This is a genomic window from Bifidobacterium sp. WCA-178-WT-4B (genome assembly GCF_009696495.1).
Taxonomy (GTDB): domain Bacteria; phylum Actinomycetota; class Actinomycetes; order Actinomycetales; family Bifidobacteriaceae; genus Bifidobacterium; species Bifidobacterium infantis.
This window is the reverse complement of the sequence record NZ_VULV01000012.1, coordinates 1-22,976: the sequence shown is the minus strand read 5'-3', so window position 1 is coordinate 22,976 and position 22,976 is coordinate 1. Positions and strand designations below refer to the sequence as shown.

Below are 22,976 nucleotides of genomic sequence, written 5' to 3'. Positions count from 1 at the left end.
AAGACTCTAACAATAACCGGTACTGTTCATCATCAGCAAGTCCAATATGCCATGTGACTAGGTGCGGGACACTCATGTGATCAGTCGCTATGGTGGGGAGACGTGACTTTGGTTCGTACTGTCGAGCAGACGCGAATGGGGATAGCCGTGCTGCTCGTGTCCGATATCGGCTGGGGCGTGCTGCCGCTGTACTGGCGCACGCTGTCCAGTATGAATGTCATCAGCGTGCTCGCGTATCGTTTGGTCGCCACGTTGGCGGCCATGGTCGCGCTGTTGGTGGCGTTCTCCGGCCTGCCCACCGCGATTCCGCTGGCCACGTTCTCCTACGGCGTGCAGCACAGCCATTACCTGACTGTGAGTTTCATCCAATATCTCAACCCGCTGATCCAGTTCTGTGTGGCCGTGCTCCTGCTGCACGAGCCGATGCGCGCGCAGGGCTATGCGGCGTTCATGGTGATTTGGGTCGCGATCGCGGTGTATTCGTTCGGCGCGATTCGGGCGTATTGGGAGCGGCTGAAGCCCTATGCTCGTTAAGCGCTTCCTCAGCTCCCCTCCCCGAGGGGAGCTGTCGCCGTAGGCGACTGAGGGGAGGTCGACACGGCAAACAGCAGAAACCTCGCTCCCGACAAAGCCACAAGCACCACTCACGAAGCAAGCTTGTACAAGTTCTCCTTAAATTCCCGCTCACTCCACTTAATGGGATACGCATTGTACTTTTCCAAAGCGGTTATTAGCTGATTGTCAATGCGCCGATCCGAATCATTGAGGAAAACAACCAGTTCACTTGGTGTCTTTCGTGCCGCCTGCGTATCCTCCCATGAAAACAAGGTACCGGAAATGAGTCGCTGGGAAGGCCGCGTAATAGATGTGCAGAATCGTTCCGGCTGTTTACTCGTGAACGGCAACACAAAGTCATACGGGCACAGCAAACCAGACTTGCCACGGAATTGAACGTCTTCCACATACCGTATGTTGTTCGCATTAAGGAACATACGAATGTCATCTGCAAAATACGTCTGCACATGGGATTGGCCAGCATAGACATATCACCAACTTTGATGATAGCTTGCAGGAACCGATTCTTGGCATCAGCAAAATCAGCAGTATCGCTCGTCAGAGTAAGCTCGTCGCCGTTACGTTCAATACCAAACTGATTCAGAATATCTTTGAGCACTGCCAAACGCGATTCCGTCACAGTCATCCCATGCGACTCCAAACGGCGTGATGTGGCACAGTCATCAGAGAACGTTACGCTGTTCTTCCCGGGCTTCACATAGAACTGCGTATAGTCGTTGTCTTCATCCAGAAGTGGAACATTAACTTCATACCACTCATCCAGTTGCGTATAAGTCGTGTTATCAGACAGCCATTTTCCGTAACTTCGAATTAATGAGTCAAAATCAGAACTCGTCATACTTTCTTCTCGTCGTAAACACTACTATTCATTTGACTACAAACTTATCTGATGCAATTGGAATTGCTTCTCGCCTTTATTCAGGGTGATGGACTTCGGAGACAAAGCTTCCTTCAGCAGTTCCAGCATACGACGAGCTTCAGCATCTGTCAGTACAGCCATTGACGCCTCTTCCCCGAATGCGATTACCCAGTGGAAACAAGACTACATCAGACCAGTATGCACCGCCAAGCGGCGAGTAACACTCCACCCGCTACAATCAGCAGTATGGTTGTTCCGCAAAAGCCAATGCTGGCTCAATTCGAGGTCATGTTCGAAGGCACACCGTTGATTCTTGAACGTGCCACCGATTACTGGGAATCGGGCCGCGTGAGTTCGGTGCAGGAGATTGCGCCGCAGCTGTATCACGCGCAGGTGTCCGGCAGTGCCGATGACTGTTATGACGTTGACATCCGCCTCAGCAAAGACGCTCGCGGCGAGAACGCCAATGAAGCAAACACTGATGACCAAGCCACTACCAGCAGTAACAGCGACCACGAATCCACAACCGACGACAATTCGATTCGCATACAATCCGCCGCGTGCACCTGCCCGTATCAGAGAACACCATATTGCAAGCATATAGGTGCCGTGCTTTACGAACTGCGCAAACAGCTCATTGGCGCGCACGGCAATCACCACAATGATGACACCGCCAACGCTCACGATGGTGTCATCGCACTCCCCCGCACCGTGCTGGATCCCATCCAGCAACATCTCGACGCGCGCGCAGAGCAGGGCAAAGGCCATCTGCTGTTCCTGTGGTCCACCCAACTGCGCGAAGCCGCAAAGACGTTCTGCGCCCAGCCAGACGAAGAACGACCGCTAATCCCGCTGATCGACGCACAAACCATGCTCTCCGACACAATCCGCCGATGCCATGAACGTTTCATTATTCATATCAGTAAGCACAGCGATGCGTACAACAAATCATGTGACTACACAGAATTCATCAAAACCGTGCAGGCTATCGCGGGCAATGCCCTGCAATCCAGTGATTACGCGAGCGCATGCGGCAACCTGCGACTGTGCATACACGAAGTCCACGCGCTTCTGCTCTCGTCCGAGAACGATGATGGCTCCGAACCTTTGCTCACGCTTATGGATGATCTGGCGATGCGCGTGCGATGCTATATGGAGAATGTGGCGGAATTCGCCGACTCCTCTACCGCCGGCAAGGCATTGAACACCATTGCGCAGGCCGCGAACGACAAAGACATGCGGCAATGCGAACCATTGAACAGTATGTTGCTGATTTCCAGCGCGCTCGCTTTCGCCCAATATGACGACAAACGCATATGGGCCTATGACGTGATCGAGAACGCGATAACGCGTAATCTGGAATACTCGTTCAACGAAGAGAGCGAAGAGAGCGAAGAAAGCGAAGAGGATGAGGATAACGAGGATACGAGCGAAGTAGACGACGAAACCGACTTCATTTCGGATGAATCGTTACACGTATTGCAGTTGTTCACACTCATGAGCGCCTACGACCTATACGCTCTATCCAACGATGACGCTGGACGCGAGCAGCTTCTGAAAGACTACCCGGAGTCAATGGCTCTCACGCTGATGAACGCTGCGAACATGATTCATGAAGGGCGCTTGCGTTCCGCATACATGCTTGCACAAGGTTTCCTTCTGTCGAGCCGGGATATGGAAGATGTCGATATCGATGCCCGGCATAACGGTCTGCTGCCGGACCTGCTGCCCCATGGATGGCATACCATCATGGAATGCTGCGCCGAGGGACTCAATGACGTTGGCCTGCTCGCCAACGTGTATCGGTACTACATTCTTTCCTGCAACGACAGATCCGATACCCATTACGTGAGTAAACTACGCAATCTGTTACGCATCTACGGCGGTCTTAGCGCAGAAGAATGGCATGACGTGGCTGATGGGCTGGCCAGAGATTGCGCCCGGAACATCATCGACCGCATCAAGTACCAGCCGGAAATAACCACCAAAGGCGGCACACAGCGCCACAGCAGTTGGCGCAATCCCGCTTACGAGAAGCTCATCGTGGACGAGCGGCTTTCGGACGCGGCCCTGACTTATTGCGCCATCGTCGATTACCCGCCGCTGCCATTGCTGCGCACCATCGCCATCGAACACCCCGAATCGGCAAAATCGATAATCCTCGACGCGATGCCATACGGCACCATGGGCACGCCCGCGTTCCGGTTTACGGTGGAACGTGGCGTCGACAATACATTGACGGCACGCCGCGCCACATACCAGCAGATCGCCAAACAGCTGCGTCGTTTCGCCGCAGTGTTCGGCGATGAGGAGACCCGTGTGCTGGCACACGAGATTGTCGAGCGTTATCCGAATCGTACTGCGTTGCGGGAGGAGCTGGCGTTTGCGTTGTAGTGACGACATTGGCAACGCGGTACGGCATTCGGCACATATCCATTGACTATGCAGAGAAATGCCAGCCTGTTCTTCGCTGAGATTCCTGATGATATTGGTCAGCTGGCTGCAAACCCAGACCTTGGCCAAATGCTCGTCCATGAGGAATCCCTTGCCTTTGGCATCGCGAACGACGACACCCGGCATGTTGAGTGTATTTTCAGCGCATTCAACATCATCTGCGTGCGCTTCGCGTGCATTTTCAGCACAATATCCGTCACATACCTTAATGGATGCAGCACTCCTTCAAACGCTGCTGCAGGCTTTCGTCCACCGCGAAAAGGTACAGACCGTGGACGCCGCGCTTGAGCAGGACATTCAACTCATGCTTCAAATTCTCTTCGGCAAAATCTCCTAAATCTTTGCGCTTATTGGTTGCCAGATAGTTTTGGCTGGCCTTTGCATCGAACACGATTTCCCCGTTACGATACGTCACCGAGGGTCCAATGATCACACCGGCATAGTTCAAATCAAACCCTTGGATGGTGAAGATGGAGCCAATCTCATCTATGGTGTACGGCTTCTCCGCCCAAGACAGTTCTTTGTCGATGTCTTTCCTGCTTTTCGGAGCGGAATCTTCGAGCTGATAGTTCCAAGGCTTGCAGAATTGGTCAGAACTTATTGCGGAATGATCGAATCCATGGTCATCCGCAAGTCCCATACGCCATACGCCGGAAGTATCGCGATGCAGTTCCACATTCCAAAAGCCATGCGGATCATTCTGATTCTCAGATTTCGCCGAATACTTCCAGTCATAGGTGGCCAACAAACGGGACAGTCCAGCCCCATCCCAACCATCGGGCTTCAGCTGGGCTTTCGCGTGAATGGCATTAAACAAATCAACCGGCGAGTCGAACACCTTAACGTCATAAGGTTCTCGAATCACTTCACCATCTGCGGCATACTCGCCCGTATCAACGGGCATAGGACCGATACCTTTCCCCGAAGCGAATCGGTCAATCCACTGAATCATCGACTTACTCGCGGCAATACGGAATTGCTTTTTCAAATGGACATGCGCAATGTCCACGGAAATGGACGGCAGATGATATTCGGCGCCCAAATCAACCGCTTTGAATGCGCCGATTTTCCCGGTCGCGCATGCGATCTGAGTCGAATCAGAGTCCAGCTGAAGTTTTTCCAGCATCGCTGGGTCCCACTGCTGGCTGGACTGCATAATCTGATTGTGATCAAAGACCGCAATCACCACCCGGGCTCTGCGCAGAATGTCATACAGCTGGTTCTTCCCGGAATATCCCTGATTTCCTTGCGTCATCAACAAATGGGCCTCGTCGATGAGCACGATGTCCGCCAGGCCTTGCGGCTGGTCTGGAATGCCTCGACCATGCTCGTTGCGTAAGCTGAATCGATTGATGAACTGACTGGGCAGCATGACCACTTCATCAGATTTCTTCTGCAAACCCAGTTTCGTGGCAATCTGATTATATACGTGCACCTGTTCCTTATGATTGACAAGAATGTATGAGGAAAGCCGGCCGTTCGCCGTTTGTGACAGCTCAGGATAATCTTCGTCTTCGGAATAGGTGTCGCCTTGGATGCCGATTTCAGCCGCGATTCTGTAGAACAGGTGGCTTAACAGGACCGTTTTGCCTGTCCCTGCAGCACCTTGAACAAAGATTAATTTCGGATGGCGATCTGAAGATTGCTCATCGGCTTTCTTCTGTTGCCGGCTATCGGCAACCAAGGCGGCAAGTTGCACCAAAATAGATTCTTCGGCTTCGAGCTGGCTATCGCTGAGTTTATGAAAAGGCGATGCCTTGAACAACGCGGAATCTCGGATGATCTCCTCCGCCGGGAACAGGTCAGAATCTTCCTTGTGCAATCTCAACCAGATTTGCGAGAAAATCCGATCAAACTGGTCTGCGGTGTAATAATCGCCTTGCGCATTGGTCCGTCGATTGTTGAGCTTTTTCACCGAATCGGTACTGGACATATAGTGCATAAGCCGGTTTTCGACATCCAGGGTTAACGACTTATTGAATTTGGGATGTGAAATAACATATTGCCGATATGCATCATCATTCCGCGAGACAGCATCAGCTACAGCTTTCCAGTCCTCGCGTTCTTTAGCATCTCTTTCAAGATGCTGGAATGTACGATGCCGTATATCGTTGGTCTCACCGACGTACACCGTATATTCGTTCTTCATCGAATAGCGATTGGTCTTTCCTGAATACACGACATAAACCGTTGGATATGCCAACACATATCGCAGCATGAAATGTTCCAGATCGGAATCATTAACACTGCGCCCCATCTGCTTCTCGAGGGATTCGTCAAAAGCCTTTTCAAAAGCTTCCCTACTGTATTGACCATATGGCAGGTTGATGACAAACGGCGCCAAGCTCTCACTGTTCATAGTCATATTATGGTCCATAATGAGCTCTGGTACATGACCAACATTCAGCAAGTCCTATAATGTCAGTCATGATCAGTGACAGTACCATTCAGTCGATTCGTGATTTTGTGTCGGAGCGTGGCTGGGGCCAATACCACACTCCTGAGAACCTGGCGAAGTCCATCAGCATCGAGGCGTCGGAATTGCTGGAATGCTACCAGTGGACGCCGCAGTCGCCATCCATGGATGAGGAACATGTCAGGGAAGAACTAGCGGATGTGCTTACGTATTGCATCATGATGGCCGATGCGCTTGGTGTGGATATGGATGACATCGTCATGGGCAAGCTCGCAAAGACCAAGAGCAAGTATCCCGCGGAAGCCGTCCGTGATGACTTCGAGGAATACGAGCACCGGCATCTGAATGCTCGTAAGACGGATGACGATGCTCAATCTTCGCCTAGCAAGTAGCTTGTTCCATGCGGCTGCTATCACCATGCCGTGATTCCGACACCACCACGCGATAATGGTACACATGGAACCAATCAAGGATGACGGACGGCCGGTGGCATTGGTCACCGGCGGCACGAGCGGCATCGGCAAGGCGACTGCGCGGATGCTCGCTGTGCGGGGTTGGCGTGTGATTGCAGTGGGACTCGGTGCGGACGAGAATATCCCTGAGACTCAGCGTCTTGGCCACAGCGAACTGTTTACCTACGAGATGGATGTCACCAAACGGTATCCATTACCTCATGTGTATATGTAATATCAAGGTCGGGGATACAGTACAACACCTCAAATATTCGCTTGACAGCACGCCAATCTCCCTCTGTCAATCCGCGGTATTTCGGGAATTCATGCATCGTATACCATCTCACACAATTCAATGCTTCATGAGGAAACTCTGAAACTTGGTCTTGCGATTCATCCAATTCCCGACGTCGGCTCTCACGCATGAAGATAAGCACCGCAGCCACATGCTTGCAGTACATTGCACGTTGGGAATATTGGCATGTGCAGGCGGCAGAAATCACTTTGCCATGGCGCAAACAAATGTCCACTTGATAGTCGTCATTCCCGCGAACCACGGTATGCCAAAGATTCTCAGCAATCATGACCGGCGGATCAACCTTGCCGGCATCGTAATAAGCTTCTCCACGCACAAAAATCCTGCGTTCAAACAATTGAAAGAAACCGTCATCCACTTCTGCTGTCATACGGCCTCCTTGCCCTATGTATTTCAGGATAACGCTTGTCGCCCGCTTTTTGTCATGTCATGCGATATTTTCAATTGCTGCGAGCATCGCCCGGAACCAATATTCGCTTTCGGCGTTCCATGGACCATTCCCACATATTCAGGACTACAGTAAGCGGCAGATGTAGCCGATTGTGCCCCAGTTCAAAGGAGGACATTATGGGATTGTTTGATTCGCTGAAGAACATGTTTGCGCATCATGAGCACCATCATGGAGCCAGCATCGGTCAGCCGCTCACTCTTACCGGCACCAAAGCAGTGCTCGCTTTCATCGTGCTGCACCAACATCTGGCAGATATGCGCAAGGTGGCCGAAGCGGTCAAGCAATTGCAGGATGAGATGCCTCAGTACATCACATTCGGCATGTCGCATTATTACAGTGAGCCCAAGCGCGTGCGCTTCCAGTCCGAAGGTGGCAAGTTCATCGATGCGGACGTCATCGCCACCGCATTTGCCGAGACCACCGTATTGCAAGACGAGTGCGAAATCCAGCATCTTATGGGCGATATCTAAGACAACCGTGAGCATCGCGATCCGGCAAAGACGCCAGCAGTACCGATTGACGAACTCGTGCGCGTCACCAATGAAAGGCTTGCGACCGGCAACGATGAGGAGCGAAGTCGTGCATGGCTGTTCGCCTTATTCGATCAGCTCGATGACATTGCCGAGGCGACAAAGAACAACCTGGAGCCGCTTGTCACAGCGTTGGATACGACTCTACAAAACAGCTCCGCTACTATTGGCAACTCCGCCACTACCGACGCCGGCAACAGCAGCAACAATGCCAATGCCGGCGATGCACGTTCCCGTATCATCTCCCTAATCGCCGACGCTCTCTTCCCGGCCGCAGACTCCTCGCAGACAAGCGAGTCCTCCGCATCCGCCGCCCTCCGCCAACTGATGCTCAATCCCACCGCAACATCGCTCGATTACATGCCAGCCATAGACGTACTGCGCGCCCACGGTCTCACTATTTGCCGGTGAGTCCGAGAAGTCAACCGGTGGTTCATACGGCAGTGGTTCATACGGCACATACCGCGCGGAGCTGCTATGCACGAACCACCGTGTCCGAACAACGAGAACGCACTACTTCTCCGGCTTCTCCAGCTTGTCCAGCGCCTTCAGCAGCGATTCGACATGCCCTTTGGCACGCACGTTGTAGCGCGCAATCGCCACGGAGCCATCGGAATTGATGACGAGCGTTGAGCGAATCACACCTACGTGCACCTTGCCGTAGAGCTTCTTTTCGCCGTATGCGCCGTACAGCTTGTGCACGGTCAGGTCGGGATCAGACAGCAGCGGGAACGTGAGATGATCGCGCTGTGCAAACTTGCGCAGCTTGTCAAGCGAGTCCTTGGAGACGCCAAGCACCGTAACGTTTTTCGACGCCAATCGGGCGAGATTGTCGCGGAAATCGCAAGCCTCGGTGGTGCAACCGGGCGTCATCGCGGCCGGGTAGAAATACAGCACTACCTTGCGGCCGGCCTTGAGCACTTCGGACAGCGTGATTGAACTATCTTCCGTGGAGTCAGGCACAACTGCCGGCAAAGTGAAATCGGGCGCAGCGCTCCCCTCTTGTAAACGTTCCGGCATTGAATCAGAGCTATCAACAGTAGTAGTCATGATTCCCATCATAGAACCCTTATCAACAGCGCTAGTAAAGTTATTCAGAGGTCAGTCACACAACTGCGGATCGGCAAAACGGCGATTCTGCAACACCGGCAATGTTCGACGCGCGGAATCAAGACATTCACGACTCAGCTCAGCAGTAATGAGATCGGCTTCCCTATCGCCCGCCGCCGCATCACGCGCGAATCCGTCGATGATTTCCAGATTCCGTTCCGGTTCCTCCGCCACCGTAAATTGCGCAACCGCGACGGACAGATGGATAACGCCCGTCTTCTTGCGCAGATTCGGTTGTGAGTTCCGATGAAAAGGACATGGCCCGGCTTTGGTGCGATTTTCAGTCGCTTGCACATGAAAACCGCGATTGGAAAGAAGACCGGGAGCCATGTCCGATAAAATCATACGGTTCGACGACGCCATGTTCGAGTCCAAGCCCGATGCCTTGGTCCGGGTCAAGGTCGAGCGGACCATCAACGCCATGCCCGACGCCGAGACCGACGAGATCGCCAACGCCGCCGGATACGAGTGCAGGACCGACCGGAAGGCGTTCCGCGCCGGCCACTGCGGGCGCACGCCGACCGCCAAGGCCGGCAAGTTGAGTCTCAAGGCGCCCGAATTGAAGGGCGCCCTGTTCGGGTCGGCGGTGATCGAGCGCTGCCGGAGGCGCGAATCCAGCGTCGAGGAGGCGCTGATGGAGATGTGCCTCGCGGGCGTGAGCACACGCGGGGTGGACGGCACCGGCCGGCTGCTGTGGGGCGAGCGGATGCCATCCCGGACATTGAGCGACAAACTCAAGAAGATCCACAAGGAGATCGACGAGTGGCGGAAACGCCCGTTGGAATCCGAGTACCCATACGTGTTCGTGGACGGCGTGCGGCACAAGCAATCCTGGGGCGGGCACGTGGAGAACGCGGACGTCCTCGTCGCCATCGGCGTCGGCACGGAGGGCCGGCGCGAGGCCATCGCGGCCGACGAGGGCATGCGCGAGGACGCGGCCGGCCGGGAGCGGTTCTTCCGAAGCATGATCGAACGCGGGTCGAGGGGCGTCGGACCGGTGGTCGGCGACCGGTGCGCCGGACTCGTCTCCACGGTCAACTCGATGCCGCCGAACGCGGAATACCAGCGGTGCATGGTGCGTTTCATGCGCGACGTGCCCTCCAAGACGCCGCCCGGTCACAGGGAATGGGCGGCGTCTTGGAGGCCGTCTTCGCGCAGGAAAACCGCGAATCCGCCATAGCCAAGGCAGGGACGGTCGCGGGCGAAACGGAGGAACGCAAGCTCAAGGCGGCCGCGAACCGCCTGCGCGGGGGCGTCGGCGAGACCGCCGCCTGCCTCCTGCCGGGGTTCCCCGCGAACCATGGGATCAAGCCGCGCACGGACGACATGATCGAGCGATTGAACAAGGAGATCCGCCGGCGCACCCGGGTCGTGGGCGGCTTCCCCGACTCCGACAGCGCGCTCATGCTCGTATGCGCCGGAATCCGCTACGTCGCCTCACGCTCGTGGTCGGACCGGCGATACATGGACATGTCCCGGCTCGATGACAACCCAGGCGCAGCGGCATGAAAGTCACGCCAACAGCTGGCCAACAACCAATCTGCGCAAAGAAGCGGGCACTACCGATGACGCCCTTACGCTGGTCCACCAATTTAAATAAACTCGGCCTTTCGCTGTTTGGTGTGGGTGAAGCGGGTCAGGCGGTGACGGTGTTGAGTCCGGGTCTGCCGCGGGTCAGGTAGATCATGGTGCTGGAGCAGTCCATGTTCCCGAAGCCGCGGGAGCGGGTTTCGACGTGCTGGATGATGCCGTTGAGCCCCTCGAAGATCGCGTTGGCGCACCGATGGTCGAAGTAGGCGAGGATGTCCCGCAGGCATTCGCGCATCCCGCACGCCCCGGCGGTCTTCGACCGCCGCTTCGCCGGATCGCGCTTGACCTCCGGCTGCGGGTCCGTCGCGAACCGTTTCACCGTGGCCGAGTCCTTGCCCGGCACCACGCGGATCACGTCGTGCTCCGCCGGGTCGGCGACGACGGTGATGCGTCGGCGGCCCCTGCGGCCGGTCCCGTCGACGCCGATCGCCTCCACGCCCGTGTAGCCCCCGCACGGGCGCACCTCGTCCACGTAACGGCGGATGAACCGCCACGGTCCCGTGTCGTGCTCGCCGACCTGTCCGGCGATGTCCGCGACCGGCCGGCTTTTCACCGGTTCCACGACCATCGCCTCGAACGGGAGTGCGGACGCCGCCGCCCGGACGCGCCCACGGCGCCGTCACGGTCCCCGCGCCGCGCTCCGGGCACGCCACCCGTGGCACGGAGGCGTGGACGAACGCCTTGTACCGGAAGAAATTCAGGTGACACCACGTGCGTTCCATTGTGTCATGCACCGGGCAAGACGCCTCCCCGCATCCCGCCTCGGGACGGTGGAAACGGGAGCCGGGCCCGTATCCAATCGTGATGCGCGGCTCCCGCCCGCCCGCGTCGGCATCGCGGAACTCCACACCGGCGACGTGCCGGGGGTCGACGAGTCGCGGGGCGGCGGCGAACGGCGTCGTGGTATCCATGCCACCAAAACCACCCGACCGTCGTCACCGCCTAACCCGCTTCACCCACACCAAACAGCGAAAGGCCTCTTTAATTATGATATTGGGGTGTCAGGCAACGCCTCCAAGCATGGGGATGACTTGACAGCGATGCTGCGAAGGCCCGTTCATTCTCCTCGGTGCAGGTTCATGATTGCGGTTGCGGCTGAGTCGGCTGAGACGGCCGGGAATCCGGTTGTGGCGAAGTCGGCTGAGACGGCCGGCGGACTCCCCCGTTCGAATACCCATTGAAGTTGCTGTTAGTGTAAGCGTTGCCACCGTTGTTCGCATTCAGTCCGGCGTTTGCCTGTGCATTGGCATCAGCCATGTTCTGAGCTTCGACGGAGGCCTTTACGGCTTCCGACGCCGAAGACAATGATTCCACGGCATCCTGCATGGCCTTGATGTCCGTGCTTTTGGCGTCAATCAACTTCTGGGCCTCGTCAATCGCCTCGGACAACGCGTCAAGAGTGGATGCGTCCGCAACTTGCGATTGCGAATTATCAAAAATAAACAACCCGTAATGGTTTAGCAAAAGGCGGACTAGAGACGTTCAATGAATCGCAGCGGATTGTCGACGAACGCGCGCAGGCCCGATTCCGCGGCTCCAAGCAACGCCGGCCGACCCACAACATCAGCCGCCTGCACCTGCACCAGCACCTTGGGGTAGGACAGAACCTGCGAGCGCACCATATGTTCGACACGGTCAATTAGTTCCGGCTCGAAACGTGCCCACAATCCACCGAGCATCACCATATCGATATCACACATATTGACCATCGAAACGATTGCAGAACTCATAGCCTCCAGCGCCTTCTCCACCACGGCGACGACTTTGGAATCCCGTTGCCTCCAGCGGGATATCATATCATCGCAGGCCTCCTGGGTTGCGGCGTCATCCCCACTGGCGCTTCTCGCAGCATCGACCATGGAGCGGCGGCCAGCGTACACTTCCAAACAGCCCCTACGTCCACAACGGCAAATCGGGCCACGCATATCCACGGAGACGTGGCCGATTTCACCACCGAATCCATGATCGCCATGGACTACCTTACCTTCACGAACCACCGCACCGCCAATGCCAACATCCGTGGACAGGTAGATGAGCGATGCAGTCGGTTCGAGTTGTCCGTTTCCTCTGCGCTGCGTAGCATAGCCGGGAATCTGAGCAAGCGCCGCGAGATTCGCCTCATTGTCGGCTTTCACGTCAAGTCGCTTAACTACATCGAAAGTCTTCAAATCAAGCTGCTCCCATCCAAGATTCCGCGCTACGAACAAGCACATGTCATCCGTGACCAGTCCCGGCAGCGCCAATCCAGCGCCAGCAAGCGTATAGCCGAGTCCCATCAGCTTCGCTTCCTGCTCTGCGGCAAGCACATCCAAGCTGGCAAAAACCTCCTGGGCGTCGGCGTTGAACATGTCTGCGTCAATCCACTGTTCACTCACGATAGTGCCATCGATGTCCTGCACGATGATGCCGTAGCCGTCAGTGTTAATCTGCAATCCCATGCCGCAGATCCCACCACCTTTGAGTATCAGCGGAATGCTTGGACGCCCATACAACGACTGTCCGAACGGCTCTCCTTGCTCCACAATGCCGTTATCGAGCATCAATGAGACCAATATGGACATGGTTGCTTTAGTCAACCCTGTCTCCTTAGCCAGATCGGCGCGGCTCAGCGGATCAGCCGCACGCAACAAAGTATCAATCACCACTGAAAGATTGTGATTACGTAGGTCGTCTTGATTGATGCTTCGCAGTGACGACATAACCCCCTCTTTCTTTCCCGATGCGACTTTGGCGGAAAAGCACACCGAGTCATTAGTTAAATCACTGTATGATGGTACACTATCTTTATAGTTCGTTCATTTGACTAATAAAGCGGGTCCAACGATATCTCATTACGGTGATGCATCGGCACAGACCCACTGCAAGGAGGCAACATGGTTCGTAGACTCGTAGCCGGCGTTGACACGTCGACCCAATCCTGCAAAGTGCGCGTAACCGATGCCGAAACCGGCGATCTGGTGCGCTTTGGTCAGGCCAAGCATCCGAACGGCACATCCATTAATCCCGCGTGCTGGTGGAACGCGTTCCAGGAAGCCGCACAGCATGCTGGCGGACTGGACGACGTGGCCGCATTGGCCGTTGGCGGCCAACAACACGGCATGGTGGTTCTCGACAAACATGGCAATGTGATTCGTGACGCGATGCTGTGGAACGACGTAAACTCCGCCCCGCAGGCGGCGGCGCTGATTGAAAAAATGGGAGCCGCACCGGCCAGGAACGGCGAGCCGGAAGACACGACAACACGAGGCAAGCAGCGTTGGGTGAAGACCGTGGGATCTTCCCCCGTCGCTTCCTACACGCTGACCAAAGTGGCATGGGTGGCCGAGAACGAGCCCGAAAACGCCAAGAAGATCGCGGCGATCTGTCTGCCCCATGACTGGCTGAGTTGGCGCATCGCCGGATACGGTCCGGTCGCCGAAGATGAGGACGCACATCTCAAGGCCTTGTTCACCGACCGTTCCGACGCTTCCGGCACCATCTATTATGACGCCGCATCGAACGAATACCACCGCGACCTGATCGCCATGGTGCTCGAAGCTGCGGAAGGTGCCGAAACAGCCGAAGCTCACGCCGACGCGATCATGCTGCCCACCGTTCTGGGGCCGCACCAGGCTGCATCGGTCAAAGCCGATCCGGCGATCGCAGGCAAGGACGTCGAAGGCGGCTGCATCCTCGCCCCAGGCGGCGGAGACAACGCCATGGCCTCGCTTGGCCTTGGCATGAGTGTCGGCGACGTGTTCGTGTCCCTCGGCACTTCCGGCGTGGCCGCAGCCATCTCCGAGAAACCGACCTACGATCTGGCGGGTGCCGTATCAGGCTTCGCCGACTGCACCGGACATTATCTGCCACTCGCCTGCACCATCAATGGATCACGCATCATCGACGCCGGACGCGCCGCGCTTGGCGTAGACTACGACGAGCTGGCCAAACTGGCCTTTGCTTCGAAGCCGGGAGCTGATGGCATCACGCTGGTGCCATACTTCAATGGCGAACGCACGCCGAACCGCCCGGACGCCACCGCCACCCTCTCCGGTCTAACCTTGGCCAACACCACACGCGAGAATCTGGCCCGTGCCTTCGTCGAGGGTCTATTGTGCTCCCAGCGCGACTGTCTGGAGATCATTCGTTCCCTGGGTGCACAAATCAAGCGCATCTTGCTGATTGGCGGAGGCGCGAAATCCGAGGCGATTCGCACGCTGGCACCAAGCATCTTCGGTATGGACGTAACCCGTCCGGTCACCGATGAGTACGTGGCCATCGGCGCCGCTCGTCAGGCGGCCTGGGTGCTTTCCGGCAAAACCGAGCCCCCTGCATGGCAGCTCAACATCGATGGCATGGAGACCGGCGAGCCGACCGAGGCTGTGTACAGAGCCTACACCAAGGCCCGCGGATAATCCATCCGCCACAAGCATCCAAGCATAGGGCCGAGAAGCCCCATTGCAGGTGGATCTTCCTGTCCTTGCTAATTCATGAATCATACTCATAGAAACAGGGTGACAATATGAACGACAGTTTCCATATGAGGCTTTATGCGCTCACCCGCATCGCATGCATCGCATGGCTGGTGAAATCAGTCTCGTCCAATCTTAAGGACTGCACACTGGCGACAACGCCAAGTGTCATCCTGATCGTGTGCATCGCCGTATCGGTGCCGTACACCGACAGCAGCGCCGTGCAATTATGGATTACGCAAGGTAAATCCCATGACGGCAAGTAAGACAAGAGCACTAGGGTGTGTTTATACTGTTTAGGTTTTGCGTGATGATCGTCGTATGTGTACGCCGAGGTATGGCATCACGCTTGACCGGTTCATGAGGGTCGCGCACCTGTTGCCGCGCCGGCGCGGCGACGTGGCGGTCGACGACCACACGTTCGTCAACGCCCTGCCGTGGATGCGCTGCACGGGAGTCCTGTGGAGGGACCTGCCGGAGTGCTACGGCAAGTGGATCACCGTCTGCCGGCGGTTCAACCGCTGGTCCGGGAACGGCGCGATGGAGCGCCTGTTCACGGCATTGCAGGAGGAGCGGATCATCGGGGTGGAGATCCGGGCGCCCGCCATGGACCCCACGGGCGTGAAGGTCCACCGGCACGCGGCCGGGGCGCCGAAAAAAGGGGATCCCGGTCCGTCGGCGTCTCCCGGGGCGGGCGGAACATGGTCGAACGCGTCTTCAACCGCATGAAGCACCACCGCAAGGCCGCCACCCGCCACGACGGGCTCGACAAGGCCCTCCCCGCCAACCTCCAGCCCATCCTCATCGCCATCCACCTGAAAAACACAACCAAAAATCCAATTAGGGTAAACACACCCTAATACCTAATTCCGACGAGACGGCGTTGATTGCTTTCGTCTCAGACAAGTACGAATCCCGCACTTCAGATAACAGCCTGACCGCATCGTCCCGGAACTCAGGCAAATATTCAATGATCTTCCCCATATTGTCATCATCCTCCATTGAATGAGGAAAAACGCGGAATAGAGTCATTGCCTTTTGTCGACCATCATGGCGACGCACGCAAACAGATAACGCTAAACTTGTCTCATGTTGCTTATTGCTTAACCTAGCGAAGCGACGGAGCGAGATCAGGTGATATATGGTAACAATTTCTGACGTGGCGCACGCAGCCGGTGTTTCCAAGGCAACAGTCTCGTATGTACTATCGGGAGATCCTCGAATCACCCAAGCTACAACACTTAAGGTGCAACATGCGATTGACGAATTAGGCTATACGGTTAACCATGCAGCCCGCGCACTATCCGTAAGAAAAACCAAAACAATAGGTGTGGTCTCCCCCGCCTTTCATGGCAACTATCTGTCAGCCCTCTTTGGGCTGTACGTGTACCTGCTATCCGAAGAAGCGACAAAGAGAGGATACGATACCCTACTCATTGGCGAGAACGACGGCTTCGAGGCAATGCATGAAGCATGGTCGTCAAAGAAAGTGGATGGGTTCATCCTGATGGACGTCAAAGATGAGGATCCACGAGTCAACTATGCCGCAAAAGAGCACATTCCGACCGTTGCATTCGGCTCGCCAAAGAACTCACACGGTTTGGATACAGTGGATTCCGATTTCGCCAAGGCTGCATCATCAATCTTGAATTTTTTAGCCTCTGAAGGGCATAAAGAGGTGATTCTTATTCCATGGTCACGCACAATATTCAATCAGGGTCTTGGCTACGCTTGGCGCTTTTTGGATTCAGCGACAGAGACCGCCAAACGTCTTGACCTGAAAATGCATGTCGAATATCCGAAAGACGACGATTCGGATCCTTCGCCCCTCATTGAGCATGCACTAGATACGCACACCGAAGCGACCGCTCTGATACTTCACAACGAACCAGCAACAATCGTTGCCCCTCAGGTTTTGGCACGCAGGAATCTCCGAACACCGGATAACTTGCAGGTCGTAACCGTTTTCCCGAAACAGCTAGCAACATCAATGAAGATATCGTTCGCTGCAGTGCGTCCGGACATTACGCAACTATCAGAAGCCGCCGTGGGAACTCTTTTGCGTCGAATAAACAATCCGAAAGCCCCGACGGTCACCCGCTATCTTGATTATCCGCTAGCCCAAGAGCCCGCGTAACATCGCGGCTACGTAGATTACACGCAGAAAACAACCACGAGATTCTACATTAGTTAAGTTCGTCGATTTGACTTTTCAAAGATCAGGGTTTATTATTTAACTTGTTTAACCGGTTCAACAGTTTGGGATTAAAGCTTCCCAGACACAATAAGTTAATCGTTCGGCGCATAGGTGCGCTGTTAATGAAAGGAAACACCAAATGATCGGTTCAAATATGAAGCGCGTAATAGCCTTGATCGCCGCAAGTGCCGCGGCAGTCAGTCTCGCCGCTTGCGGTAGCAACTCAAGTCAAGATTCCAAAACAATCGAATTCTGGGATCCATACCCTCAGAAGAACGATAGCAGCACATGGGTGAAGTACGTTACCAATTGCGCTCCTGAGGGATATAACGTGAAACGCATCGGCTATGCGCAGTCAGACCTACTAAACAATCTCACAACAGCCGTCAAGGCCGGCAACGCACCTCAGATCGCCCTGATTGATAACCCAAAGATGCCTACCGCCGTCGACGCAGGACTTGTCACGGATATCGAGGCAGCAGGAGTCGACGTTTCAGGTTTCGACAAGAATATCGAAGGCCCCGGCATCATCGACGGCGTACAATATGGGGTTTCTTACGGCACTAACGCATTGGGCTTGTATTACAACCCCGATATCCTCAATAAGGCCGGCGTCGTCCCCGAATCGATCACCGATTGGGATTCGCTCAACAGTGCCATCGAAAAAGTAGTAAACGCAGGATATAAGGGCATCACGTTCTCCGGCATTTCCGGCGAAGAAGGAACATTCCAGTTCCTTCCCTGGTTCTGGGGAGCTGGCGGTCAATTGAAGGACGCTTCAGGTTCCAGTGCCGAGCAGGATGCGCTTGATCTGGTATCCGGCTGGGTCCAAAAAGGTTGGGCTCCGAAATCGGTCGCAACGGACAACCAATCTGCTGCGTGGGACCTGTTCCTTGGCGACGATTACGGCTTCTCCGAAAATGGTTCATGGCAGATGGAGTCGGCCGCCGAGAAAGGCTACAAGATGATTTCCATCCCAGCCAAAGATGGCGGAGTAGCCCCAGTTCCAAGCGGTGGCGAGTTCATTACCATTCCAACCCAGAAAACCAAAGACAGTGACAAGATGAAAGCAACCGCGGAGGTCATTCAGTGCCTCATTGATGGAGATAATCTCAAGAAGACCAATGATGAGATGGTTTATCTTGCCGCCAAAAGTGACGTCCGTAAGCAGCAGGTGGAAGAGAACAGTGCCTGGGCACCTTGGGTTGACGCCGTAGAAAATGCTGAAGGCCGTACCACTGACGTTGGTCTGGAATACGAAGACATTTCTGCACAGCTTTCCGAAGATCTACAGGCTGCCTTGAATAAGGGCTGATTCGCGGTCTCATGTTTTTTCTGGGGCATATGCCCGCTATTCATTGCGCTATTCAGACGCCCCATTCCATCTTTTCCATCAACAGACAGGTGAACTATGTCTCAAACAATCACCGCAAATAAACCAAGGCGAATCAAGCCGACCACATTGGCCGCCATTGGTTTCGCGGCCCCGCTGATTATTTACATGCTTATCTTCTACGTTTGGCCGCTGATTCAGAATATTTCCATGAGTATGCACCGCTACACACGTCGCACTTTTGTGACCGGCGATGCCCCTTGGTCTGGATTCGATATCTATAATGAGATATTAAGCGATCAACAGTTTTGGACTATTCTCGGACAGACTTTGATTTTCGTATTCGCTTCTATCGTTTTCCAATACTCTATCGGCTTGGCATTAGCGGTTTTCTTCAATCAGAATTTCAAACTTTCCGCGGCTTTGCGTGGCGCATTCCTTGTACCATGGCTACTTCCACCAATGATTTCCGGTACGATCTGGCAATGGATGATGGACGCCGACAGCGGTGTTATTAATAATTTACTTCAACTATTTGGTTTGGACCCGGTTTGGTGGTTGCAGGCCGACCATTCCTTGTGGGCGGTTATCATTGCCAATATCTGGCTTGGTATTCCTTTCAATCTCGTAATTCTGTATTCGGGCTTACAAAACATCAATGGCGACTTGTATGAAGCCGCCGCGTTGGATGGTTGCAATGCCTGGCAGCGCTTCTGGAAGATTACTTTCCCGTTGCTCAAGCCGGTATCGATGATCACGCTCCTGCTAGGTTTCGTCTACACGTTACGAACAGTAGACATCATCTGGATTATGACCAAGGGCACTGGATCTTCGAGAACCTTGGCAACTTGGGCTTATGAGATGGCTTTCGGAAAGGGCACATCAGCAACCATCCGGTATTCGGAAGCATCCGTTGTGGGCACGATTCTCATTGTCGTAGCACTGATTTTTGCTCTGATTTACTTGTGGGCCCAGCGGAATGAAGAGAAGAGGTAACTAAAATGAAACATCGTTCATCATGGTGGAAAACACTTATAGGCATCATTTTGACGCTGATTATGCTCTTCCCCGTATACTGGATGATTAACATATCATTCACGCAACGTCGCTCCATCCGTTCAGGTGATCTGTTCCCGAAAGATTTCACGCTCGACAATTATGCCTCTGCATTAAGTTCACAGCTCCCCTACCTAGGAACGTCATTGCTGGTTGCCATAGGATGCGTGATCCTGACTCTAGCAATTGCATTACCTTCGTCATACGCCATTGTTTTCTTGGAGTTCAAAGGCTCAAAGTCCATGAACTTCCTGTTGATTGTTGCTCAGATGATTCCCGCGGTCGTTATGTCGCTAGGCTTCTACCAGATCTACAATGACATCGGCCTTCTCGACAGTATTCCAGGACTTATCGTTGCCGACTCCACTTTGTCGGTACCGTTCGCAGTGATCCTGATGACGGGATTTATGTCTGGTATGCCACGCTCGTTGGTGGAGGCAGCGCAAATCGACGGAGCATCACAGTGGGGCGTTTTTACCAAAATCGTGATTCCACTCTCCCGTAATACCATTGTCACGACTTCACTATTCGCTTTCCTCTGGGCATGGTCAGATTTCATGTTTGCTTCGACCCTCGATTCCGGTGGCGGCAAGATGAGGCCAATCACCATGGGTCTATATGACTTTATCGGTTCGCAAAACCAAGAATGGGGGCCAATGATGGCCACCGCAGTATTGGCCTCAGTACCAACAGCACTGTTGCTGATTTTCGCGCAGAAATACGTTGCTGCCGGCGTAACAGCCGGAGCGGTGAAAGACTAATCCAACCCTTAAATACATAATTAACAAGGACCAGCTATGAGTGAACTAACTTTTGCTATCGATGGAGATGCACTGTTGTGGACTGGTGACGGCGAATACCTTCGCATCGAACCATGGGGAAAGAATTCAGTCCGCGTCCGCGCATCGAAAATGCATGAGATACAAGAACAAGAAGGAGCTTTGCTGCCACAAAACAATCCGGCCTCAGGCAGCCACAATTATGGTATCACCATTGACAAGCCCAATAAAACCGCCGAATTACGCAATGGCGATATTGTAGTTCAAGCGAAAGCATCCTGCGGCCTGTACTCCGGATCAGGATATGAAGAGCCACGCTGTTTACTGAGCTTCTATAAGTCAGACGGCACACCACTCATTCAGGAAATACAATCTGGCGGATCACTAAATCTTCGAGCGCGATGGTTCAAACCGATCACCGGAGGCGACTATTCCATCGTCGCTTCCTTTACCACACCGGAAAATGAGAAACTATATGGTATGGGCGAGTACCAACAGAACATCCTCAATCTGAAAGGTTGTACCCTCGAACTCGCGCATCGCAATTCACAGGCATCTATTCCTTTCGTGGTTTCCAGCGCCGGATATGGCTTCCTGTGGAATAATCCGGCACTTGGAAACGTTACGTTCGGCAAGAACCGTACGGAATGGCAAGCTGAATCAGCCAAGCAGATTGACTACTGGATTACCACAGGCGATGCACCTTCTTCGATAATGAAGCATTACGCCGACGCCACGGGGCACGCTCCTCACATGCCTGAATGGGGACTGGGATTCTGGCAGTGCAAGCTTAGATATTGGAACCAACGTCAGCTCCTAGACGTCGCCCATGGGTTTAAACAGCGTAATATTCCATTGGATCTCATCGTTGTAGATTTCTTCCACTGGCCGCATATGGGTGACTTCCGTTTTGAGAATGAATTCTGGCCAGATCCCAAAGCTATGGCGGACGAGCTGCACAGCATGGGAGTGAAGCTCATGGTATCTGTGTGGCCCCAGATCGCGCTCGCCTCAGAGAATTATGTTGAGATGAAGTCAAAGAACCTTCTCGTGCGCGCAGATAAGGGTGAAGACGTCGGCATGATGTTCGAAGGTCCCAGCCAATTCTATGACGCCACCAATCCAAAAGCTCGCGAATATGTTTGGGAGAAGTGCCGAACAAATTATGCCGAGCTTGGGGTTGATGCATTCTGGCTCGATGAAGCGGAACCTGAATACGGCACGTACGATTTCGACAACTATCGATATTACGCCGGCCCAAACCAGCAGGTGGCAAACATCTACCCAAGAGACTATAACAAAGGCTTCTACGAGGGGCAACAAACCATAGGAAGGAATGGTGGCATCGTCAACCTCACCCGTTGCGCTTGGGCTGGTTCGCAACGCTATGGTTCTCTTGTTTGGTCTGGAGACGTTGGTTCGACCTTCGCCGACCTCCGCGCCCAGATTACCTGCGCCATCCACATGGGCATGGCCGGTATCCCTTGGTTCACCACCGATATGGGCGGTTTCCATGATGGGATAATTGATTCGGATGATTTCAAGGAGTTGTTGGCCCGCTGGTGTGCGTTCTCATGCTTCCTACCGGTCATGCGCAACCATGGCGATCGTAGTCTGCATACGGCAACCGGCAAGGAAGCCATCACTAATTCGGCCGGAGACCACCGTTCGCCAAGTGGTGCCGACAATGAGCCTTGGAGCTACGGCCCTGAGATGGAGCAGATCTTCCGAAAGTTCATTGCCATTCGCGAAAAAATGCGCCCTTACACTCGGGAACTGTTCGAATCAGCACATATCGATGGCCAGCCTTTGGTCCGCGGACTCTTCTACGAGTTCCCTCAAGACAAGTCGGTGTCTGATATCGCCGATGAATACATGTTCGGCCCTGATATCCTAGTGGCCCCCGTAGTTGAGGCCGGAGCTAGGTCGCGTGAGGTGACGCTTCCGGGAAACGCTAGCATCACATGGACGGATCTACGCACCGGCAAAGTGTATGAAGGTGGGCAGAAAATCACTGTCGACGCCGGAATAGACACGATCCCAGCCTTCGCGCGCGACGGCCACGACCATGGGCTGATCGGAATGTTATAAATTCCCACACTCTGNGCATTTTTCCATTTCACCCGGTCTATCTGCGTTATGTATGGCAGATTTTGCTTTTTGGTCTGAGACATCTCGTTTATATTAAGCGTTGAAAGCGTCCACCTCAATTTGACGTTGATAATGGTTATGCCGGTTTCTGATCGGTGATAATGGTGGATGACGGCTTGGGCGGTGACCCCCACATTTGACTGACGCCATCGGTTCCGGTGGCTGTCCTTATTTTGATTTGTCCCGCCCATGGCCGCCGACCCGTGGGCCATGGATGCATGACCTCATAGGAGCGTGGCCGCTCCCGTCGGATCC

At 54.5% G+C, this 22,976-nt stretch carries 20 protein-coding genes and 4 pseudogenes; 15 read left to right on the top strand and 9 right to left on the bottom strand.

Features of this window, described 5'->3' with window-relative positions; all coding sequences use genetic code 11:
- Positions 1 to 102 precede the first annotated feature (102 nt).
- Complete coding sequence (locus FYJ31_RS12505) at positions 103 to 534, top strand: transporter (RefSeq protein WP_234895566.1); 432 nt, start codon at positions 103 to 105, stop codon at positions 532 to 534.
- 110 nt (positions 535 to 644) lie between these two features.
- Here the strand turns inward: FYJ31_RS12505 and FYJ31_RS12500 are convergent, their stop codons facing one another.
- From FYJ31_RS12500 to FYJ31_RS13070, 3 genes and pseudogenes are all read right to left on the bottom strand, one after another.
- The gene (locus FYJ31_RS12500; RefSeq protein ID WP_065472401.1) at positions 645 to 992 is read right to left on the bottom strand and encodes a DUF1829 domain-containing protein; all 348 of its coding nucleotides are present in this window, start codon (positions 990 to 992) and stop codon (positions 645 to 647) included.
- Positions 993 to 1,063: 71 nt separating this feature from the next.
- Positions 1,064 to 1,414 (bottom strand): annotated as a pseudogene (locus FYJ31_RS12875) (DUF1828 domain-containing protein); the annotation flags it as partial.
- 36 nt (positions 1,415 to 1,450) lie between these two features.
- Positions 1,451 to 1,576 (bottom strand): hypothetical protein, encoded by a 126-nt coding sequence (locus FYJ31_RS13070; protein WP_012471885.1) that lies wholly within the window; start codon positions 1,574 to 1,576, stop codon positions 1,451 to 1,453.
- A gap of 105 nt (positions 1,577 to 1,681) precedes the next feature.
- Between FYJ31_RS13070 and FYJ31_RS08730 the strand changes: the two genes are divergently transcribed.
- The gene (locus FYJ31_RS08730; protein WP_154536495.1) at positions 1,682 to 3,829 is read left to right on the top strand and encodes an SWIM zinc finger family protein; all 2,148 of its coding nucleotides are present in this window, start codon (positions 1,682 to 1,684) and stop codon (positions 3,827 to 3,829) included.
- A gap of 265 nt (positions 3,830 to 4,094) precedes the next feature.
- Here the strand turns inward: FYJ31_RS08730 and FYJ31_RS08725 are convergent, their stop codons facing one another.
- Positions 4,095 to 6,254, bottom strand: a complete 2,160-nt coding sequence (locus FYJ31_RS08725) for a DUF2075 domain-containing protein (RefSeq protein ID WP_154536494.1) — start codon at positions 6,252 to 6,254, stop codon at positions 4,095 to 4,097.
- A 62-nt stretch (positions 6,255 to 6,316) separates the two neighbouring features.
- On the opposite strand from FYJ31_RS08725, the gene FYJ31_RS08720 reads away from it, so the two are divergent.
- Both FYJ31_RS08720 and FYJ31_RS08715 read left to right on the top strand, forming a co-directional pair.
- Positions 6,317 to 6,697: a nucleotide pyrophosphohydrolase gene (locus FYJ31_RS08720; RefSeq protein WP_065472395.1), complete on the top strand. Its 381-nt coding sequence runs from the start codon at positions 6,317 to 6,319 to the stop codon at positions 6,695 to 6,697.
- A 64-nt stretch (positions 6,698 to 6,761) separates the two neighbouring features.
- Positions 6,762 to 6,992, top strand: coding sequence for an SDR family NAD(P)-dependent oxidoreductase (locus FYJ31_RS08715; RefSeq protein WP_015713561.1), 231 nt, complete (start codon positions 6,762 to 6,764; stop codon positions 6,990 to 6,992).
- Here the strand turns inward: FYJ31_RS08715 and FYJ31_RS08710 are convergent.
- A complete protein-coding gene (locus tag FYJ31_RS08710) occupies positions 6,955 to 7,443 on the bottom strand; it encodes an SWIM zinc finger family protein (RefSeq protein WP_143723341.1) in 489 nt (162 codons plus the stop codon). The genes FYJ31_RS08715 and FYJ31_RS08710 overlap by 38 nt on opposite strands.
- A 197-nt stretch (positions 7,444 to 7,640) precedes the next feature.
- On the opposite strand from FYJ31_RS08710, the pseudogene FYJ31_RS08705 reads away from it, so the two are divergent.
- Positions 7,641 to 8,465, top strand: a pseudogene (locus tag FYJ31_RS08705) (hypothetical protein).
- Between the two features lie 102 nt (positions 8,466 to 8,567).
- On the opposite strand, the gene FYJ31_RS08700 reads toward FYJ31_RS08705, so the two are convergent.
- The gene (locus FYJ31_RS08700; protein WP_143724690.1) at positions 8,568 to 9,116 is read right to left on the bottom strand and encodes a peroxiredoxin; all 549 of its coding nucleotides are present in this window, start codon (positions 9,114 to 9,116) and stop codon (positions 8,568 to 8,570) included.
- 39 nt (positions 9,117 to 9,155) lie between these two features.
- Entirely contained in the window at positions 9,156 to 9,509 is a 354-nt protein-coding gene (locus tag FYJ31_RS08695) for a hypothetical protein (protein WP_229774000.1), read from the bottom strand.
- Here FYJ31_RS08695 and FYJ31_RS08690 point away from each other — a divergent pair.
- Positions 9,493 to 10,673, top strand: a pseudogene (locus FYJ31_RS08690) (IS256 family transposase). The gene FYJ31_RS08695 and the pseudogene FYJ31_RS08690 overlap by 17 nt on opposite strands.
- Positions 10,674 to 10,800: 127 nt before the next feature.
- On the opposite strand, the pseudogene FYJ31_RS08685 reads toward FYJ31_RS08690, so the two are convergent.
- Positions 10,801 to 11,665: pseudogene (locus FYJ31_RS08685) on the bottom strand (transposase).
- Between the two features lie 561 nt (positions 11,666 to 12,226).
- On the bottom strand, positions 12,227 to 13,453 hold the full coding sequence (locus FYJ31_RS08680; RefSeq protein ID WP_154536524.1) for an ROK family transcriptional regulator: 1,227 nt from the start codon (positions 13,451 to 13,453) through the stop codon (positions 12,227 to 12,229).
- A 174-nt stretch (positions 13,454 to 13,627) separates the two neighbouring features.
- Between FYJ31_RS08680 and FYJ31_RS08675 the strand changes: the two genes are divergently transcribed.
- The 9 genes from FYJ31_RS08675 (at position 13,628) to FYJ31_RS08640 (ending at position 22,661) form a co-directional block, all read left to right on the top strand.
- Positions 13,628 to 15,148 (top strand): xylulokinase, encoded by a 1,521-nt coding sequence (locus tag FYJ31_RS08675; protein ID WP_071477890.1) that lies wholly within the window; start codon positions 13,628 to 13,630, stop codon positions 15,146 to 15,148.
- A 107-nt stretch (positions 15,149 to 15,255) separates the two neighbouring features.
- Complete coding sequence (locus FYJ31_RS08670; RefSeq protein ID WP_071477891.1) at positions 15,256 to 15,471, top strand: hypothetical protein; 216 nt, start codon at positions 15,256 to 15,258, stop codon at positions 15,469 to 15,471.
- Positions 15,472 to 15,526: 55 nt separating this feature from the next.
- Positions 15,527 to 15,934 carry a transposase gene (locus FYJ31_RS08665; protein WP_143724692.1) on the top strand — a complete coding sequence of 136 codons (408 nt, stop codon included), beginning with the start codon at positions 15,527 to 15,529 and terminating at the stop codon, positions 15,932 to 15,934.
- Positions 15,907 to 16,065, top strand: coding sequence for a hypothetical protein (locus FYJ31_RS12495; RefSeq protein ID WP_174773074.1), 159 nt, complete (start codon positions 15,907 to 15,909; stop codon positions 16,063 to 16,065). The genes FYJ31_RS08665 and FYJ31_RS12495 overlap by 28 nt, the downstream gene beginning before the upstream one ends.
- Before the next feature lie 281 nt (positions 16,066 to 16,346).
- On the top strand, positions 16,347 to 17,342 hold the full coding sequence (locus tag FYJ31_RS08660; protein ID WP_071477893.1) for a LacI family DNA-binding transcriptional regulator: 996 nt from the start codon (positions 16,347 to 16,349) through the stop codon (positions 17,340 to 17,342).
- Positions 17,343 to 17,541: 199 nt separating this feature from the next.
- A complete protein-coding gene (locus tag FYJ31_RS08655) occupies positions 17,542 to 18,717 on the top strand; it encodes an ABC transporter substrate-binding protein (RefSeq protein ID WP_071477894.1) in 1,176 nt (391 codons plus the stop codon).
- A gap of 96 nt (positions 18,718 to 18,813) precedes the next feature.
- Positions 18,814 to 19,731, top strand: a complete 918-nt coding sequence (locus FYJ31_RS08650) for a carbohydrate ABC transporter permease (protein ID WP_143724693.1) — start codon at positions 18,814 to 18,816, stop codon at positions 19,729 to 19,731.
- A gap of 5 nt (positions 19,732 to 19,736) precedes the next feature.
- Entirely contained in the window at positions 19,737 to 20,552 is an 816-nt protein-coding gene (locus FYJ31_RS08645; protein ID WP_055063633.1) for a carbohydrate ABC transporter permease, read from the top strand.
- Positions 20,553 to 20,588: 36 nt separating this feature from the next.
- Positions 20,589 to 22,661: a glycoside hydrolase family 31 protein gene (locus FYJ31_RS08640; protein WP_143724694.1), complete on the top strand. Its 2,073-nt coding sequence runs from the start codon at positions 20,589 to 20,591 to the stop codon at positions 22,659 to 22,661.
- Positions 22,662 to 22,976 lie beyond the last annotated feature (315 nt).